The organism is Pseudomonas sp. 20P_3.2_Bac5, assembly GCF_025466035.1.
Lineage (GTDB): Bacteria > Pseudomonadota > Gammaproteobacteria > Pseudomonadales > Pseudomonadaceae > Aquipseudomonas.
This window is the reverse complement of sequence record NZ_JANLOA010000060.1, coordinates 43316-59111: the sequence shown is the minus strand read 5'-3', so window position 1 is coordinate 59111 and position 15796 is coordinate 43316. Positions and strand designations below refer to the sequence as shown.

Annotated in this window: 12 protein-coding genes; 1 reads left to right on the top strand and 11 read right to left on the bottom strand. The window is 67.7% G+C overall.

Annotated features, from left to right (window positions below; all coding sequences use genetic code 11):
• From NTD88_RS09860 to NTD88_RS09810, 11 genes are all read right to left on the bottom strand, one after another.
• On the bottom strand, window positions 1-491 hold a 491-nt coding region (locus tag NTD88_RS09860; protein ID WP_262191726.1), incomplete at its 3' end, for an MFS transporter.
• The gene (locus NTD88_RS09855; protein WP_262153539.1) at window positions 488-1699 is read right to left on the bottom strand and encodes an acyl-CoA dehydrogenase family protein; all 1212 of its coding nucleotides are present in this window, start codon (window positions 1697-1699) and stop codon (window positions 488-490) included. The genes NTD88_RS09860 and NTD88_RS09855, both read right to left, overlap by 4 nt.
• Before the next feature lie 3 nt (window positions 1700-1702).
• Complete coding sequence (locus NTD88_RS09850; protein WP_262153538.1) at window positions 1703-3352, bottom strand: class I adenylate-forming enzyme family protein; 1650 nt, start codon at window positions 3350-3352, stop codon at window positions 1703-1705.
• Window positions 3349-5151 (bottom strand): CoA transferase, encoded by a 1803-nt coding sequence (locus NTD88_RS09845; RefSeq protein ID WP_262153537.1) that lies wholly within the window; start codon window positions 5149-5151, stop codon window positions 3349-3351. The genes NTD88_RS09850 and NTD88_RS09845 overlap by 4 nt, the downstream gene beginning before the upstream one ends.
• Window positions 5152-5244: 93 nt before the next feature.
• Window positions 5245-5517 carry a MoaD/ThiS family protein gene (locus NTD88_RS09840; RefSeq protein WP_095155961.1) on the bottom strand — a complete coding sequence of 91 codons (273 nt, stop codon included), beginning with the start codon at window positions 5515-5517 and terminating at the stop codon, window positions 5245-5247.
• 51 nt (window positions 5518-5568) lie between these two features.
• On the bottom strand, window positions 5569-5979 hold the full coding sequence (locus NTD88_RS09835) for a M67 family metallopeptidase (protein WP_262153536.1): 411 nt from the start codon (window positions 5977-5979) through the stop codon (window positions 5569-5571).
• A gap of 10 nt (window positions 5980-5989) precedes the next feature.
• Window positions 5990-7162 (bottom strand): molybdopterin-synthase adenylyltransferase MoeB, encoded by a 1173-nt coding sequence (gene moeB, locus NTD88_RS09830; protein WP_262153535.1) that lies wholly within the window; start codon window positions 7160-7162, stop codon window positions 5990-5992.
• 171 nt (window positions 7163-7333) lie between these two features.
• Window positions 7334-9853: an aminotransferase class III-fold pyridoxal phosphate-dependent enzyme gene (locus NTD88_RS09825; RefSeq protein ID WP_262153534.1), complete on the bottom strand. Its 2520-nt coding sequence runs from the start codon at window positions 9851-9853 to the stop codon at window positions 7334-7336.
• A complete protein-coding gene (locus NTD88_RS09820; RefSeq protein WP_262153533.1) occupies window positions 9853-12225 on the bottom strand; it encodes a decarboxylase in 2373 nt (790 codons plus the stop codon). Before NTD88_RS09820 ends, NTD88_RS09825 begins: the two co-directional genes overlap by 1 nt.
• On the bottom strand, window positions 12222-13502 hold the full coding sequence (locus tag NTD88_RS09815) for an MFS transporter (RefSeq protein WP_262153532.1): 1281 nt from the start codon (window positions 13500-13502) through the stop codon (window positions 12222-12224). Before NTD88_RS09815 ends, NTD88_RS09820 begins: the two co-directional genes overlap by 4 nt.
• A gap of 4 nt (window positions 13503-13506) precedes the next feature.
• The gene (locus tag NTD88_RS09810) at window positions 13507-14568 is read right to left on the bottom strand and encodes a class I SAM-dependent methyltransferase (RefSeq protein WP_262153531.1); all 1062 of its coding nucleotides are present in this window, start codon (window positions 14566-14568) and stop codon (window positions 13507-13509) included.
• Window positions 14569-14729: 161 nt separating this feature from the next.
• On the opposite strand from NTD88_RS09810, the gene NTD88_RS09805 reads away from it, so the two are divergent.
• On the top strand, window positions 14730-15692 hold the full coding sequence (locus NTD88_RS09805; protein ID WP_262153530.1) for a helix-turn-helix transcriptional regulator: 963 nt from the start codon (window positions 14730-14732) through the stop codon (window positions 15690-15692).
• Window positions 15693-15796: the final 104 nt, after the last annotated feature.

Genomic DNA, 15796 nt, shown 5'->3' with positions numbered 1-15796 from the left:
CAGGCCAGCGCCAGGCGCCAGCCGATCGCGGTGCTCAACACCGGCAAGACCAACCCGGCGATCAGCGCGGACAATTGCACCCCCGCCTGCTTCAGCCCGACCAGTGCCGCGCGCGGCGCATCCCTGGTCTGCGCGATGGCCTGGTTGGTGGCCGGGTTGGCCAGCGCCTGCGCCACACCGCAGAACAACAGGGCGATGACCACCCCGGTGAAGCCGGGCAGCACCGCCATCAGGCTGAACGACAGCGCCACCAGCAGAAACAGCGCCAGCAGCCCGCTGCGCGAGCCGATGCGCTGCACCAGCGCGCCGGCCCAGGGCGACAGCAAGGCCGCCAGGCCGAAGGCGCTGGTGGTCAGCCAGCCGAGGTGTTCGCGGTCGATGTGCAGGTCGGCGATCAGTTGCGGACCGAGCACGCCGAGGGCATAGAACACCATCATCGGCAGGCCCATGGCGCAGGTCAGCAAGGCGGCGAGGGCGGCGTGGCGTTTCATGGCGTTCCCTTGTCCAGGTGCAGTGACGGGCAACGGCTGTCGAAGGGCTTGCCGGGGGCCGTGGCCGCCAGCAGGTCGCGGCCGAGGGTGCTGATGAGCGCGTCGTCGGTGCCGTCGAGGATGTGTGTGGTGCGGGCGTGCCGGTAGATGCCCGACAGCGGCGACAGCTCGCTCAGGCCTTCGGCGCCCATGACCTGCATCGCCGAGTCCACCGCGCCGGACAGCGCTTCCGACGCCGCCAGCTTGGCCAGGTTGACCTCGATGCTGTTGGCCTGGCCCTGGTCGAACTTGGCCGCCGCGTCCTGCAGCAAGGCGCGGGCGCTGGCGATGTCGCGGTACACCTGATAGACCCGCCCCCGCAGCAGTTGCTTGTCGGTCAGCCGCGCCATGTGACCGCGCGGCGAATGCACCCTGGCGCAGAGGTCGTCGAAGCAGCGCTGCGCCAGGCCCAGCCAGTGGGCGGCGCGCAACAGGCGGCCGAGCCCGAGGCGGCGCTGCATCAGGGCGATGCCCTGGCCGGGCGTGCCGAGGACCTGATTCGCGGTAACGCGCACCTCGTCAAAGCGCAACTCGCCCTGGCCCTGTTGGCGACCCAGCAGGGCTAGCGGGCGGACGAACTGGAAGCCGGGGCTGTCGGTCGGGACGATCAGCATCGACAACGCTTCGCCTGTCGGACCATCGCCGGTACGGGCGATCACGGTGGCGAAGTCGGCCCGTTCGGCGCGGCAGATGAACCACTTGCGGCCGTTCAGGCGCCAGTGATCGCCGTGCCAGTCGGCGCGGCTGGTCATGGTCGCGGGAATCGAGCCGATGCTGTCGGGTTCGGACATGGCGTAGCACGGCACCTGCTCGCCGCGTACCAGCGGCATCAGGAAGCGCTCGCGCAGTTCGGGATTGGCATGGCGGTCGAGCATGTAGGCGTCGAGGGTGGCGTCGCAGCCGAGAATCGCCGGCGCGAACTCGCTGCGGCCTTCCTCGGTGGCCACCGTCAGGTACTCCACCAGGCTCACCACCCGGCCGCCGAGGGCGAACGGGTAGAAATTGCCGAACACGCCGGCGGCTTGCGCCTTGGCCTGCAGCTCGGCGGCCAGCGCGCCGGCCGCCTGGTCGCAGGCGCCCAGCTCCAGCTCGCGCGGCAGGATGTGCTGCTCAACGAAGTGCCGTACCCGGTGCGCCAGCGGTGTTGTTTCAGGGGATGCAGTGGTCATGGCTCAGCCCACCTGCCGGACAGGTTCGCCGAGGCCGGCGGCATCCGCGGCGAGGGCACGCTTGTCGACCTTGCCCGCCGGGGTGAGCGGCAGATGCCGATAGAAGCGCAGGTATTCCGGCAACTTGTTGACCTCCAGGCCCTGCTCGCGCAGGAAGCCGGTGATGTCGTCCAGGGCGAATTTCGCCGCCCCTTCGCGCAGCGTCACGCACAGGCACACGCGTTGGCCAAGGTCTGCGTCGGGCACGGGAACGCACGCCACGGTGACCACATCCGGGTGGGCCATCACCAGGCCCTCGATCTGCACTGGGCTGATGTTGGCGCCGCCGCGGATGATGATGTCCTTCTTGCGCCCGGCCAGCACCAGGTAGCCCTGCTGGTCGATAAAGCCCAGGTCGCCGGTCTTCACCCAGCCTTCGGCGTCGCGGTAGCGTTCGTCCAGTTCCGGCGCGTTGACGTACTGCATCGGGCTCAGCGGCCCGCGCGCGGTGATTTCACCGACATCGCCGTGGGGCAGTTCCCGGCCCAGGTCATCGATGATGCGGATCTCGCACACCGCCGGGTTGGGTTTGCCGACGCTGCCCAGCACCACGTCGATCGGGTCGTCGAGGGTGTTGTGGCAGTTCACGCCGTCGGCCGAGCCGTACAGGCTGATGAAGCCGCAACCGAAGTGTTCGGTGCAGCGCAGCACGGTGGCCTCGTCGATCAGCGAGCCGCCGCAGATCAGGCCGCGCAGGCTCGACTTGTCGATATCGGCCAGGGCCGGCTCGGCGGCGATGCGCTGGAGCATGGTGGGCACGCCGAGGATGAACGTCGGGCGCAATTGCTCGATGGCCTTGATCGCCTCGCCGACGTCGAACCGCGGCAGCACCACCAGCGATCCGCCGAGCCAGCAGAGCACGCCGAAGGTGGCGGTGGAGCCGAACGACGAGCCCAGCGGCACGAGGTAAAGGCCACGGAATTCGGCGCCGTCGTCACTGATGCGTTGCAGGAAGCGGCCACGGCCACCGACCAGCGCATTGTGCGAATAGGCGACGAGCTTGGGTTCGGACTCGGTGCCGGACGACACCAGCAGGCGCACCGGTGAGTTGGGGCAGACCTTGGGCAGGCTGGCGCTGTCGATCGGCGCGGCGTCGAGCAGCGCGTCGAGGGTCGACCAGCCCGCGCGGGGCTCGCCATCGACAATCAGGATGCGCAGCGAGAGCAGGGTCGGGCGCAGCGATTCGATCACTTCACAGAGGTCGATGCCGGCATATTCCTGCGGCACGATCACCGCGCGGGCGTCGCAACGGCGTACCAGCGACTGGATATCGAGCTTGCCGCGTCCCGGCGGGAACGGCGCGACGACAGCGCCCAGCGCGGCCACGGCGAGGTCGACGGCGCAGCAGCGCCAGTGGTTGCTCAACTGATAGGCGACCACGTCGCCGGCGACGATTCCCGCCTGGCGCAGGCTGGCGGCCATGCGCAGGGCGGCGTCGAGCAGTTGCGCATAGCTGATGTTGCCGTCCGGCGATAGCACCGCGGCTTTGTCCGGCGATTGCGCGGCGCGTTGGCGAAACAGGCTGAACACATCCTGGTTGGGGTAGCTGCCGTCTTCGCTCCAGCGGCGGCGGGTGTGCAGGGGGACCAGGTCAACGATTCCGGCAGTATTCATAGGAAACTCCACGGTGATTGAACAGAGCGGTAGGCGCGTTGGGTGAGGCTCGGGGCCAGGCGCGGATCGGCGGCGAGCAGGGTGAGGTCTTCATGGGCGACGCTGGCGGGAACGCCGGCCTGCAGGCAGGCGTCCATCCAGTGTTCGCTGCCGTGCTCGGCCAGTTGTGTCTGCAGGCGGCGCGGGTCGGCGTCGCCGCCGAGTAAGCGGGCCAGGGCCTGGTGCTGCTGACGGGTCTGGCAGTCGAGGGCTAGCAAGCCGTCGGCGGTGCTGAACAGCCCTTGCAGCAAGGTCGGTGAAGGCAGGCCGCACTGACTGTCGAGCAGCAGGTCGGCGGCGCCGAGCAGCGAGCTGTGCAACTGTGCGCCGCGGCCATGCAGCTCGCGGTCGAGCAGGGCGGCGCAGATGCCTTGGGCACTGATGACGCCGCCGAGCACATCGAGCGCGGTGAACAAGGTGCCGCCGCGGGTGCCTGACGCGGAGGCGATGCGGGCCGCCACGCCAGACCAGGCTTGCACGGTGAAGTCGGTGCCGGGCGCATCGATCGCCGCCTCGCCCCAGCCGCCGGCGTAGGCGTGGATCAGCGACGGCTGGGTGGCGTGCAGGTCGGCGGCGTCCAGGTGCAGTTCGGCGGCTTTGCCGGGTGCCCAGTTGTGCAGGAACACGTCGGCGTCCTGGCACAGCGCGTGGATCTGCGCGCGACCGGCGGCGGACTTGATGTCCACCTCGCGTACGTCTTTCAGGTGGTTGAGCGCATCGAAGCGCACCGAGCAGCCTTCGGCGCACGGCGGCATGTCGCGCAGCGGGTCACCGCCCGGCGGTTCGAGGCGGATCACGTCGGCGCCGAGCAACGACAGCAGGTGCCCGGCCAGCGGACCCTGGATGCGGCGGCAGGATTCGAGCACGCGAATGCCTTGCAGCGGCAGGCGCCCGGGGACCGCGCGCCGGGCGGGCATGCCGGCCTTGCCGCGCTGCAGTTGCCAGGGGCTGGCGGCGCTTGCCGCGTAGTCGCTGTCGGCGCGACGTTGAATCAGACCGCGCACCGGCACCAGCGCCACACCCGTTTCCAGGGCGATGGCCTGGATTCGCGCCAGCGGCAAGCCGGCCAGGGCATCCAGGCATTCGGCCGGCATCGGCGCGACGGCGCGGGCGTAGCGCAACAGGAAGCGCTGCCAGGCCTTGCCGGCGATGGCGTCGCTTACTTCCAGGGCATTCCAGAAGCGCCGCCATGGCTGACTGTCGAGCGTTTCCAGTTCGAACAGCACGCCGTCAGCGGAGACGAATGGCGGCCGGGCCAAGGCGTCATCAGCGCCGGGCAGCAGCCGTTCGGCGTCTTCCGGTGCGGTGGCGCCGGCCAGGTATTGGCCGATGCTCAACAGGGCGCCGGCGGCCGGTTGCAGCGAGACGTTGGCGAAGTCGCCACCGCGCAACTGGCCGACCGCCGCGGCCAGGCTGCCTTGCCAGGCGAGCGCGGCATTGAGGGTGGCGAGGTAGTTCACGCCCAGGGCCTGGGGCCTGCCACTGGCGCGGCCGTGCACCGACATGAGGCCGCAGGCGGCCTGGATCGTGAATTCGGTAGACAACTCCAGCGGCAGGGCCGGCAAGCCGGCGAAGCGGGTCTGGAGCGGATGTAAGTCGGGGTGCAGCAAGTGCAGGGACGGGCCTTCGGGGTCGCTCTCGGCATGCTGCACACCGAGGCATTCACCCTGGCGCTGCAGGGCTGCGCTCAAGGTCTGCCAGGCGGGCAGGCAGGGGCCGCTGCGCCAGGTGAGTCTGGCGTCATCCAGGATACGGGGCATGGTGGGGCACCTTGGCGTGGGGCGATCGGTCGGAATGCCGGGGTTTCGGTGCGGGCCTTTTCGCGGGTCAGTCCGCGAAAAGGCCGTCGCGGTTCAGCCGCCAGCGACGGCGGGCAGTACGGTCAGCTTGTCGCCCGGCGCAATGGCGGTGGCCAGGCCTTCGGCAAAACGGATGTCATCGTCGTTGACGTAGATATTGACGAAGCGGTGCACCTCGTCCGCGTGCACCAGGCGCGCCTTGATCCCGGGGTAGCGGCTGTCGAGGTTGTCGATGATGTGGCGAACCGTTTCGCCCTGGGCCTCGACTTTTTTCTGCCCGTCGGTGAGGGGACGCAGCAGGGTTGGAACCATGACTGAAACCGACATGTGATTCTCCTTTGAGGGGGTGTCCTGGCCGCCGGTCAATGGCGGCCCTGTTCATTCCTGAATGGACAGTTGCTCTTCGAATACCCGGCCTTCGACGATCCGGAAGCTGCGGACCCGGTGCCTGGCGCCGGGCCAGGTGGACAGGATCAAGTAGTGCAACGCGGGGTCCTGGGCGTGGGCGATGTCCTCGCGGCTGGGCCAGGCTTCGCTGGCGGTGTGCGAGTGATAGAGCACCCGGCATTCCTCGTCGCGCTCGTCCAGTTCGCTCCACACCCGCAATTGCTCGCGGGGGTCGAAGCTGAACCAGACCTCCGACGCGGCGTGGTTGCGCATCGGGATCACCCGCGCCGCGACCGTTGCCTCGCAGGGCGCGGTGATCAGGCCGCAGGCCTCGATCGGGTGCTCCCTGGCCGCCTGGCGCTGGATCTGCTCGAGCGCCGCACGGGTGATGCGCAATGGCATGCCTGGCACCTCAGTAGGTCGGCAGCGCCGGATCGACGTCACGAACCCAGGCCAGCACGCCGCCTTCGAGGTTGCGCACCTTGTCCAGGCCCAGCTTGCGCAGGTCGCTGGAGACGGCCTGGGAACGCATGCCCGACTTGCAGGCGATAACCAGCTCGGTGTCGTGGCCGAAACGCGCGACGATCTGGCTGGCGACGTCGGCGGACTTGGGCATCAGCAGGGCGCCGTCGATGCGCACGATGTCCCACTCGGTTTGCTCGCGCACATCGATGATCACCGGGGCCGTGCCGCCATCCTTGAGCGACTTGAGCTGGAGCGCGCTGATCAGCGGCACGCCGCTGTCGTTCGCGGCCGCTGGCCGGTTGAGGCCGCAGAATGCCTGGTAGTCGGACAGCGCGGTGACCGGCTGGCGGTTGCGCAGGCGGCGGATCGGCAGTTCGCGGTAACTCATTTCCAGGGCGTCGTAGACCATCAGGCGGCCGAGCAGCGGGTCGCCGATGCCGGTCAGCAGCTTGATCGCCTCGGTGGACATGATCGAGGCGATGGCGGCGCACAACACACCGAGCACGCCGCCTTCGGAGCAGGAAGGCGCCAGTTCCGGTGGCGGCGGCTCCGGGTAGAGGTCGCGGTAATTGAGGCCGCGACCGTCCGGGGCGTTCTCCCAGAACACCGAGGCCTGGCCTTCGAAGCGGAAGATCGAGCCCCACACGTAGGGCTTGTCCGCGAGGATGCAGGCGTCGTTGACCAGGTAACGGGTGGCGAAGTTGTCGGTGCCGTCGAGGATCAGGTCATAGCGCGAGAACAGCTCGACCGCCATGTCCGGTTCGAGACGGTCGCTGTGGGTGATCACCTTGACCAGCGGGTTGAGGCGGGCGATGGCCTGGCGGGCACTTTCCACCTTGAGCTCGCCCACGCTGTCGACGGTGTGGATCACCTGGCGTTGTAGGTTGGACTCATCGACCCGATCGAAATCGATCACGCCGAGGGTGCCGATGCCGGCGGCGGCGAGGTACAGCAGGGTCGGCGAGCCGAGGCCACCGGCGCCGATGACCAGCACCTTGGCGTTCTTCAGGCGGCGTTGTCCGATGACGCCCAGGTTGGGGATAAGCAGGTGACGGCTGTAGCGGTTCACTTCCTCGCGCGTAAGCTCGGCACCGGGTTCGACCAGCGGCGGTAAGGTCATATCGCTTTCTTCCATTCAGTAGATACGAACTGGAATTATTTTCAAATGTGACAGGAAAAGTTGCAATCGGGGTAGGCCGGGGATTCGTATGGCAAAGCGCGGAAAAGCTATGAGATCTGCTGGGGCCCTGTCGCTGTGGTTCGGCGCCCCGAACCACAGCGATGAACCTGCTCAGGATTCGAACGTGGCCAGGTCCTCACAAACCGCAGCAAACGCGCCAAGGAACCGGTCCGCCTCGTCGACACTCAGCACCAGCGGCGGCTGGATGCGCATCACCCGGTTGTTGTTGGCGGTGACGAAGGTGAGGATGCCGTGCTCCTCGGAAAGCTTGGTCATCAGGCGCAGCACGAACATGTCTTCCAGGCTCTGTTCCAGCTCTTCCATCGCCGCTTCCAGATGCCGCCGCGCGGTGCCCGAGAGCATGCGGTAGGTAGCCGCCGCCTGGCCCGGAATGCGCCCGGCCATTTCTCGCACCAGCGCCTCGATGCCGCCGGCCATGCTGTTCTGGAACTCAATGGCGAGCATCAGGCCACGACCCCGTACGGCCTTGATGAACGGGTAGCGCTCGGCGATGTGCAGCAAGCCCTGTTGCAGGTGCGCGCCGACCTCGGCGGCATTGGCCATCAGGCCGTCCTGTTCCAGCACGTCCAGCGCCGCCAGTGCCGCCGCCGCGGCGAAGTTGCCGCCGCCGAAGGTCGAGGTGTGCAGGGCGAAGGTGTCGATGTCGCCATAGGCGCGCTGCCAGACCGCCTCGCGGGAGAGGGTCGCGCCGATCGGCACCAGGCCGCCGGACAGTGATTTGGACAGCACCATGATGTCGGGCGCGACGCCGTCCCATTCACAGGCGAAGCGTTTGCCGGTGCGGCCCAGCCCGGTCTGGATCTCGTCGAGGATCCACAGGCAGCCGTACTCGTCGCACAGTGCCCGCACGCCGGCGAGATAACCGTCAGGCGGCAGGATCACACCGCCTTCGCCCTGGATCGGCTCGATGATCAGGGCCGCTACATCGCCTTTGGCCAGGCGCGTGCGCAGGGCGTCTAGGTCGCCGAAGGGCAGGCTGTCACAGCGCGGCAGCAGCGGCTCGAACGGCTTGCGGTGTTTGGCCCGGCCCGTCACCGAGAGCGCGCCGAGGGTCTTGCCGTGGTAGCCGTTGTCGCAGTACAGCACGGTGTGTTTGTCACTGGCGGCGAGGGCCAGTTTGAGCGCCGCTTCCACCGCTTCGGTGCCGGAGTTGCTGAAGAACACCCGCGACAGGCCGCCCGGCGCCAGGTCGGCCAGACACTTGGCCAGCAGGCTGGCGTGCAGGGGCGCGGAAAGGTACTGGATGAACGTCGGGAACTGTTGCTGCAAATAGCGTTGCAGTGCGGCGCTGATGGCCGGGTGGTTGTGGCCGGTGTTGAGGCAGCCGTAGCCCGCGACGAAGTCCAGGTAGCGGCGGCCATCCAGGTCGGTCAGCCAGCAGCCTTCGCCGTGGCTGAACACCCGCTCGATATGGTTGAACTGGTAGAACTCACGCAGCACCGGGTTGATGTGCTCGCCGAAGCTGTTGAGCACCTCGCGGCGCAGGTTCATCGGGTCGTCCTTGGCGTCGCTGGCGCGGACCGGACGCTGGCCGTGGTGATGGCGGCGCAGGCGGCCGAAATCATCGTCTGCGAGGGCTTCTCCGTCGCTGGCCATGGGCGAGGGCGTGAAGCCGTGGCGGGCGGCGATGGCGCCGATTTCCAGCACCTTGTCCGCCGGCAATTCGCGGCCGATGGAGAACGCTTCCGCACGGCCTTCCAGCGCCAGGATCATGGTTTCGGCCAGGCAGCCGTTCATGCTGCGCTTGGGTTCCAGGCCCATGGTGCGCATGCCCAGGTGCACCGCCGGGCTGGCCGAAACCAGGCCGCCGTCCACCAGCAGGATGTCGCGGCGGGTGTGCGCGACGTCCATCACGTCCTTGGGCAGCGCGGCGTCGATCACCACCGAGCCGGGCAGCAACCGACGCGGGTCGATCAGGCCGCCGCTGGAGGTGGCGGCGACGAAGAAGCGCACGCTGGCGTAGCAGTCTTCGATGCTGTCGTGCAGGCTGACCTGCGCGTGGTATTGCGCCGGCAGGTATTCGAGCTGCGCCTCGGCCTGGCGCGGGTTGCCGCGGTGTATCAGGCGCAGCCGGCAACCATGGCCGACGAGCAGGCGCGCCACCGCCAGGGCAATCGAGCCGGGGTAGCCGAGCACGGCCACCTCGGCGTTTTCCGGCGCGACGCCAAGCAGCGTGAGGCTGTCCAGCAGGTTGATGTAGGCGGCGTAGGCGGTCAGCGAATTGCCGGTGGTCACGGCCACGTCGGCCTGTTCCATGGTCGCCAGGCCGCGGTTGCCGACGATCGCGGTGAAGCCGCCCAGGCCGACCAACTCGGCGCCTTCGGCCTTGAGTGAATTGACCCCTTGCAGCACGCGCTCGGCAATGGCTCGGGGCTGGCGCAGCATCTGCTCGGCGGTCAGCGGCATGAACTGCAGGATGCCGGAACACTCGGCGCCGCACGCGCTGACGATGCGGCCGAAATCGACGAAGGGCACGAGGTTGCGCTGGCGCCAGCGGGCGCTGTCGTAACCCCAGGCCTGTTCTTCCAGCGTGCGGTCGAGCAGGTCGACCAGCTTGACCTGATGCAGCAGGCCGGTGGAGGTGGGGTGGGCAATGAATCCGAATTTCATCAGTGGCTCTCTGCGTTGAGGCGGCTCCAGGCCGTTTCGGAGACGAGGCTCAAGCCGTCGCCCTCCGAGTTGTGGCCCAGCCAGACGTCGAAGAAGTTGAGGCGGCCCGGCGCGGTGATGGCCTGGCGCAGGGTGTCGGGGCAGAACGCGAGCAGGCGCGCGCGGCAGATGCTGATCGGGCCGAAGGGCTGTTCTTCCCAGACCGGCCCGCCGTTCAGCGGCACGTTGACCTGCGCCGCGCCGTGGCAGGCGTAGCGCTTGTCCAGGTAGGTCTGAATCATCGACAGCACGCCATTGGAGAGGTACAGCACGGTGACGTTGCGCTGCGCGGCGTCGGCGGTGCTGGCCAGGCACATGGCCAGGCGCTGTTCAATGTCCGGCACCAACGCGCGGGCGCCGTCGCCGATGAACGCCAGCACATGCCGGCTGTTGTTCAGGGCGATGTAGGGCAGCGACATCAATGCGTCGCCCATCAGCGCGCGGCCATACCAGCCGGAGAACCCGGCGTCGGTGCGCGGCAGGTTGCGCATGGCCGAGATGCTGCAACGGCCGACGTCGTAGACGCCGGTGTAGCGGTAGCCGTCGCGCTCGATCATTTCGCCCAGCAGCAGGCCGAGCCGATGGAAGAAGAAGTTCGGCGTCATCGGCAGGGTTTCGACCTGATCGCTCGGCAGCGCCTCGCGGGTGCGCTGCAACCGCTGCAAGCGCTCGCGGCGCGCCTGCAATAAGGGCGGCGGCACATTCAGGCGCGGCTCAAGGTAGTCCAGTACCGTCGCCAGCGGCAGTTCCAGCGCGACTTCGGTGAAAGGCGAAATGTGCTCGCGGCGGCGGTTGATCTGGACGATGTGGAACAGGCGCTTGAGCCGGCCTTCGGAGTAGGGCGTGGCCGACTGGTCGATCTTGCTCTTGAGGAAGAACAGCCAGGGTTTGCCTTCGTCGGCGTCCGGCTGTTCGAGGAAGGCGTGGATGCGCCGGCTGAAGCCGTACATCGACAGCGGGCCAAGGTAGTTGAGCACCGGTTCCTGGTCCTGATAGGCGCTCACGCTGCCCGGCGCGATGATGCTGTCGGCCAGTGCCACGCCGCTGCGTCTGGCCAGGGCCATGACGCGGTCGCGCTCCTGTTCGCTGAGCCGGCCGCATTGCCAGAGGATGCGCGACGGCTCGTGGTTGAGCACGTCCAGCACGCTGTCGAGGGCGGCGCGCTGGGTGTCGTCGAGTTCGCTGGCGGGGGCGGGTTGCGGCGGTGCCGGCTTTTCCGTGCCGGTTTCGACCCGCGACTCCAGCACCGCCTGGGTGGCGAACAGGAAGGTGGGCGCCGGCGCGGCGTCGAGCGCGGCGAAGGCGGACTCGACGCTGGCGCGGGATTCATCGGGGCGCCGGATGAACCGCTGCCACAGGCCGCGGGCGGCAATCACCTGGTGGCCGTCGTTGTCGCGATCGAGGCTGCCCTGAAAGGCGAACCACACCGACTCGGGCGAGTCGGCGCAGATCACCAGTCCCGGTGCACCGGCGCGCTTGAGGTTGGCCAGGGTGCCGCGCAGTTCGTCGAGCATGCCCGAGGTCATGACGATCACGTAGGCGCGGCGGTACAACTGCCAGCCGGCCAGCGCACTGACCGCCAGGGCGTGCTCGTTGCTGGCGGTGTGGAAACCGCGGCCGCTGCCGCGCAACAGCGCGCCCATGGAATCGAGGAAACCCGCGACCATGGAGCCGGTGAAGAAGTGGCAGTCCCAGTGGTCGCCCCAGCGCGCGTCCATGCGCTGCTGGATGTCCCGCGCCAGCGCCACCGGCTCGCCGGACTGCAGCGTGGTGCGGGCCAGCAGGCGGTTGAAGTAGGCGTGTTCCAGATGATCGACGAACAGCCGCAGCAGGTCGGCGCGGCGCAAGGTTTGCGTCGGATGCGGCACCCGCACCAGGCGGTTGCCGCCGAGGCGCAGCAGCCAGTGTTGCAGGTGTTCTTCGTCACACAGCAGCAGCGCCGAGCTGGGAGAACGCTTGGCTTCGGGCTGGGCGTCGAGCAGTTCCACCAGCGGGTCGCTGTCGGGTTGAGCGTGCAGGTGGCGGGTGTCGAACAGCACGTAGTCGCTTTCGCTGCTGGCGGTGGCCAGTGCCAGGCTGGCGTCGGCGGCGCTGTCGAACACCCTCAGGTCGAGGTACAGATCGTGGCCCTGGGCGTGTAAGCGCACATAGGCTTCGGCTTGCCCGGCCACCTGCCGATACAGGCATTGCGAGTTGCTGTCCGGCCAGTGCTGGCTGTACAGCGACGTTTCATGGCCCAACCAGTGGTTGAGCCGGTCAAGCACTGCTTGCACATCCTCCTGCAGCGCGCGATTGCGACTGATCAGGCAGATGCCGACGGTACGCGGCTTCATGCTTTGCCCTCGGTAACGATGGGGATCACGCCGGCAGTGGCGTGGCGTTCATTGACCAGCAATGCTTCGGCACTGCCGGCGATGCTGTGGCGTACCCGCCAGGCCAGCAGCAGCGCCAGCAGCAGGCCGGTGCTGAGACAGGCGAGCATGCCGGCGTGGCCGAGGCGGTCCAGCAGCAGCCCGGCAGCCACGGGGGCGGCCAGGCGAGTGATGACGAACAGGCTCGATTGCAGGCCGTAGTCGCTGGCGGTGCGTTGGCGCCGGCTGAAGAACAGCGTCAGGCCGAACATCAAGGCCGACACCGCGCCCATGCTCGCCGCCAGGCACAACGCGCTGGCGATCAGCCAGGCCGGGCCCAGCCGCAGCCACACGGTGACGGTCAGCAGCACCAGGGCGAGCAAGGCGGCGAGCAGGTACAGCAAGATCGCCCGCGCCGTGCCGAGCACGCTGAGCAGGCGGCCGCCGAGCAGGCTGAACACAGCGCCGGTGGCACCGCCGGCGATGCCCACGACCCAGGCCACTTCCTGCATGGGCATGCCTTGGTCGAGCAGCAACGGTTTCAGGTACAGCCAGGCGGCGCCGATGAACGGGAAGGCGGTCAGCAGCAGCCAGGTCCACTGGCGTGCCGCCGGCTGGCTGAAGAAACTCATCCAGTCGGCGACAAAGCCGGACGGTGCGGCCTGCTCGGGTTCGATGGGTTGTGGCCGTCGACGCAGGACCAGCAGCGGCAGCACGCCAATCACCAGTGCCACGCCCATGATCAGGAACGGCGCCTGCCAGCCCAGCCGGGCCTGAATCAACAGCATGGCGCCGCCACCGACGATCGCCCCGAGAAACAGCGCCGCCGAGCGAATGCTGCCGGCGCGCAACTGTTCGCTGCGCGGCAGCCATTGCACCGCGAGGGCGTTGAGCGGGATGTCCATCCAGGTGGCGATGATGCTGATGGCGAAGGTCATGACGAACAGCGGCATGCGCTGCTCGATCAGGTTCTGCCGGCCGATCAGCCAGTACAGCACCAGCAGCGCCGCGCCGAGCAGCACCATCCAGTGGACCAGATGGCCCTTGCCCAGACGCACCCGTTGCACTGGCACGGCCAGCAGGAACTTGAACACCGCCGGCAACCCGGCGAGCTGGAATAGGCCGATCTCGGTGCCGCTCCAGCCGTACTGGCGCATGACCAGCGGCATGCCGAACATCAGGTAGATGCTGGGTACGGCCAGCGCCAGGTTGAGCCAGCCGAACAGCAATTGCAGGCCGGCGATTCGCGTGCGGTCCATCGAGTTACCCCTGGGGTTTGCGAGCGATGACGGCGTTGACCGGGGTGACCGGGAAACGCAGTTCGTTGAGTTGTTGCACGGCCCTGAAGCCGATGCCTTCGAGCGTGCGCGCCAGTTCACCTTCGGCGAGCACATGGCGCCCTTGCAGGCGCATGTGCAGGTAATAGGGCAGGACCTGCGCCGCGGCCTGGCGCTCGTCCGGCACTTCGGCCTGGCAGCACAGCAGCACGCCACCGGGACGCAAGGCGGCGAACAGGCGGTGCAGGGTGTCGGGCAGGTCGTTCACGAAATGCAGCACCGACGAACACCAGATGAGGTCGTAGCCGCTGCCGAAGTCGTCGTCGTTGAGGTCGCCGCCGATGGCTTTCAGGCGCTGGGCGAGGCCGGCGGCGGCGATGTTTTCGCGGGCCACTTCGGCGGCCAGCGGGTATTCGAAGACCACGCCTTCGAGGGCGGGCAGGCGCTCGGCCAGGGCAATCGCCACCAGGCCGGGGCCGCCGCCGAGGTCCAGCATCCGTTCCAGCCGATGGACTTCAGGCAGGCTTTCGACCAGCGCGCAGGCCACGTCGCGGGTGACGGCGCGTTGTTCCTGGGCGATCTGCAGGCGGGCGGCGTCGGCCCAGGCCTTGGCCATTGCCGCGGAAGCCATGGGCGGGCGCGGCACGCCGTTGCGCAGGTAGTCGCCGAGCTGGGCGCCGGTCTGGCGCATGACCCGGTGACGAAACAGCAGGGCATCGCCGCAATAGGCGCTGGCCTCGGCGCGCAGGTACAGGTCGGCCAGCGGCAGGTTGTGGTAACGCGGTGGTCGCTGGCGGTCGCGTTCGAGCAGGCCCAGGCTCCACAGCAGTTCGAGAAAGTAGCCGGTACTGGCGGCGTCCAGCTCGAGGGTGTCGGCCAGCGCGGACGCACTGACAGGTGCGCTCAGATGGTCGAACAGCGCGCATTCGAGCGCCACCTGCAGGGCGTCGGCGCCGAGCCCGGCGAGTTGCAGGTCCCAGCATGCCTGGAGGGGATGGGCGCTGTTCAAATCCTGGTGAGGCTGATCGAGGTTGGCACGTTGAGGCACGGTAACTCCCTGTACTTGGCCGCCTTGTTCATAACGAAACAAGCCGTGGCCGAATCACTGAAAAAGGTGATATATATTAAATGAGAATCATTAATGTTAAGTATGCGAGCCGGAGCCGTTCCTATGCGAAGCGCCGCTCGCATGGCCGCAGGGATGTCGTCATGAGCACAATGAAAGGGAGTTGCCGTCTCGGCCTGGATCACCCCAGGCACCGTTCGGTGCAAGCGGACGGACGCTTGCGCATGCAACTGTCCGAGGACCTCGGTCAGTGCTATTCGGAGCTATTGCAGCTCGAACAGGGCTTGTCGCTGGGGCGTTTGCACTATCACCCCGTGCGGACCCTGATCGAAGAAACCTGCGGCCCGCATGACGGCCATGTGATGGTCGTGACCATCGGCCTGCAGGGGAAATCCGGTTTTCTCGGCCAGGACGGCAGCAACCTGGCCTTCGATGCCGGCCACACGACCATCACCGCGTTCCGCGCCACGCCGGGCGAGCGCCGCTATCAAGCCCACGAGACCGCCTCGCAACTGCGTGTGGTGATCGATCAGCCGACCCTCTGCAAGTACGTCGGCGAGGAACGCGCCGCGCAGGTGCTGGGCAGCGGCCGCTTGAACCGGCTCGATTACCGCGCCAGTTCCAAGGCTGCACAGGCCCATGCCGCGGCGTTGGTGCGCTACCTGCAACCCGGTGTGCTCAACCCGTCCAACCGGCTGGACTTGCACATCCATACCCTCAGCCTGCTGTCGGAGCAGTTCAACCTGCTGGCGCCGCAGGACAGCACTACGTCGCCGCTGGGCACCAGTGACATCGAGCGCATCGAGCGGGCCCGCAATCTCCTCTGCGAGCAACTACACACGCCGCTGACGGTGGAGTACCTCGCCACGGCTGTCGGCATGAACGAGCACAAGCTCAAGGAAGGTTTCCGCTACCTTTTCGATACGACGCCCGCGCGCATGCTGCTCGACCTGCGCATGCGCAAAGCCATGACGCTGCTCGAGTCCGGTCAGCAGGTCGCCCAGGCGGCGTGGCAGGTCGGGTACAAATATCCGAACAATTTCACCGTGGCATTCACCCGCTATTTCGGGCGTGCGCCAAAGTCGATTTTCGGCAAGAAACGCTAAACCTCCCTCCGGGAGCGGGCCTCTCCGCTCCCTGCCTCCGCGCATAGAAATTTCTGTTTCTCGCATATTAATCTAAACGAGATTCATTCGCTTTTGTCGGTAGT

Bases quoted from the DNA above. Each gene is read 5' to 3' on its own strand.
- NTD88_RS09815 (WP_262153532.1), bottom strand. From the start codon at position 13,502: ATGGACCGCACGCGAATCGCCGGCCTGCAATTGCTGTTCGGCTGGCTC.
- NTD88_RS09835 (WP_262153536.1), bottom strand. From the start codon at position 5,979: ATGCCATTGCGCATCACCCGTGCGGCGCTCGAGCAGATCCAGCGCCAG.
- NTD88_RS09825 (WP_262153534.1), bottom strand. From the start codon at position 9,853: ATGAAATTCGGATTCATTGCCCACCCCACCTCCACCGGCCTGCTGCAT.
- NTD88_RS09855 (WP_262153539.1), bottom strand. From the start codon at position 1,699: ATGACCACTGCATCCCCTGAAACAACACCGCTGGCGCACCGGGTACGG.
- NTD88_RS09845 (WP_262153537.1), bottom strand. From the start codon at position 5,151: ATGCCCCGTATCCTGGATGACGCCAGACTCACCTGGCGCAGCGGCCCC.
- NTD88_RS09820 (WP_262153533.1), bottom strand. From the start codon at position 12,225: ATGAAGCCGCGTACCGTCGGCATCTGCCTGATCAGTCGCAATCGCGCG.
- NTD88_RS09805 (WP_262153530.1), top strand. From the start codon at position 14,730: ATGAGCACAATGAAAGGGAGTTGCCGTCTCGGCCTGGATCACCCCAGG.
- NTD88_RS09840 (WP_095155961.1), bottom strand. From the start codon at position 5,517: ATGTCGGTTTCAGTCATGGTTCCAACCCTGCTGCGTCCCCTCACCGAC.
- moeB (WP_262153535.1), bottom strand. From the start codon at position 7,162: ATGACCTTACCGCCGCTGGTCGAACCCGGTGCCGAGCTTACGCGCGAG.
- NTD88_RS09850 (WP_262153538.1), bottom strand. From the start codon at position 3,352: ATGAATACTGCCGGAATCGTTGACCTGGTCCCCCTGCACACCCGCCGC.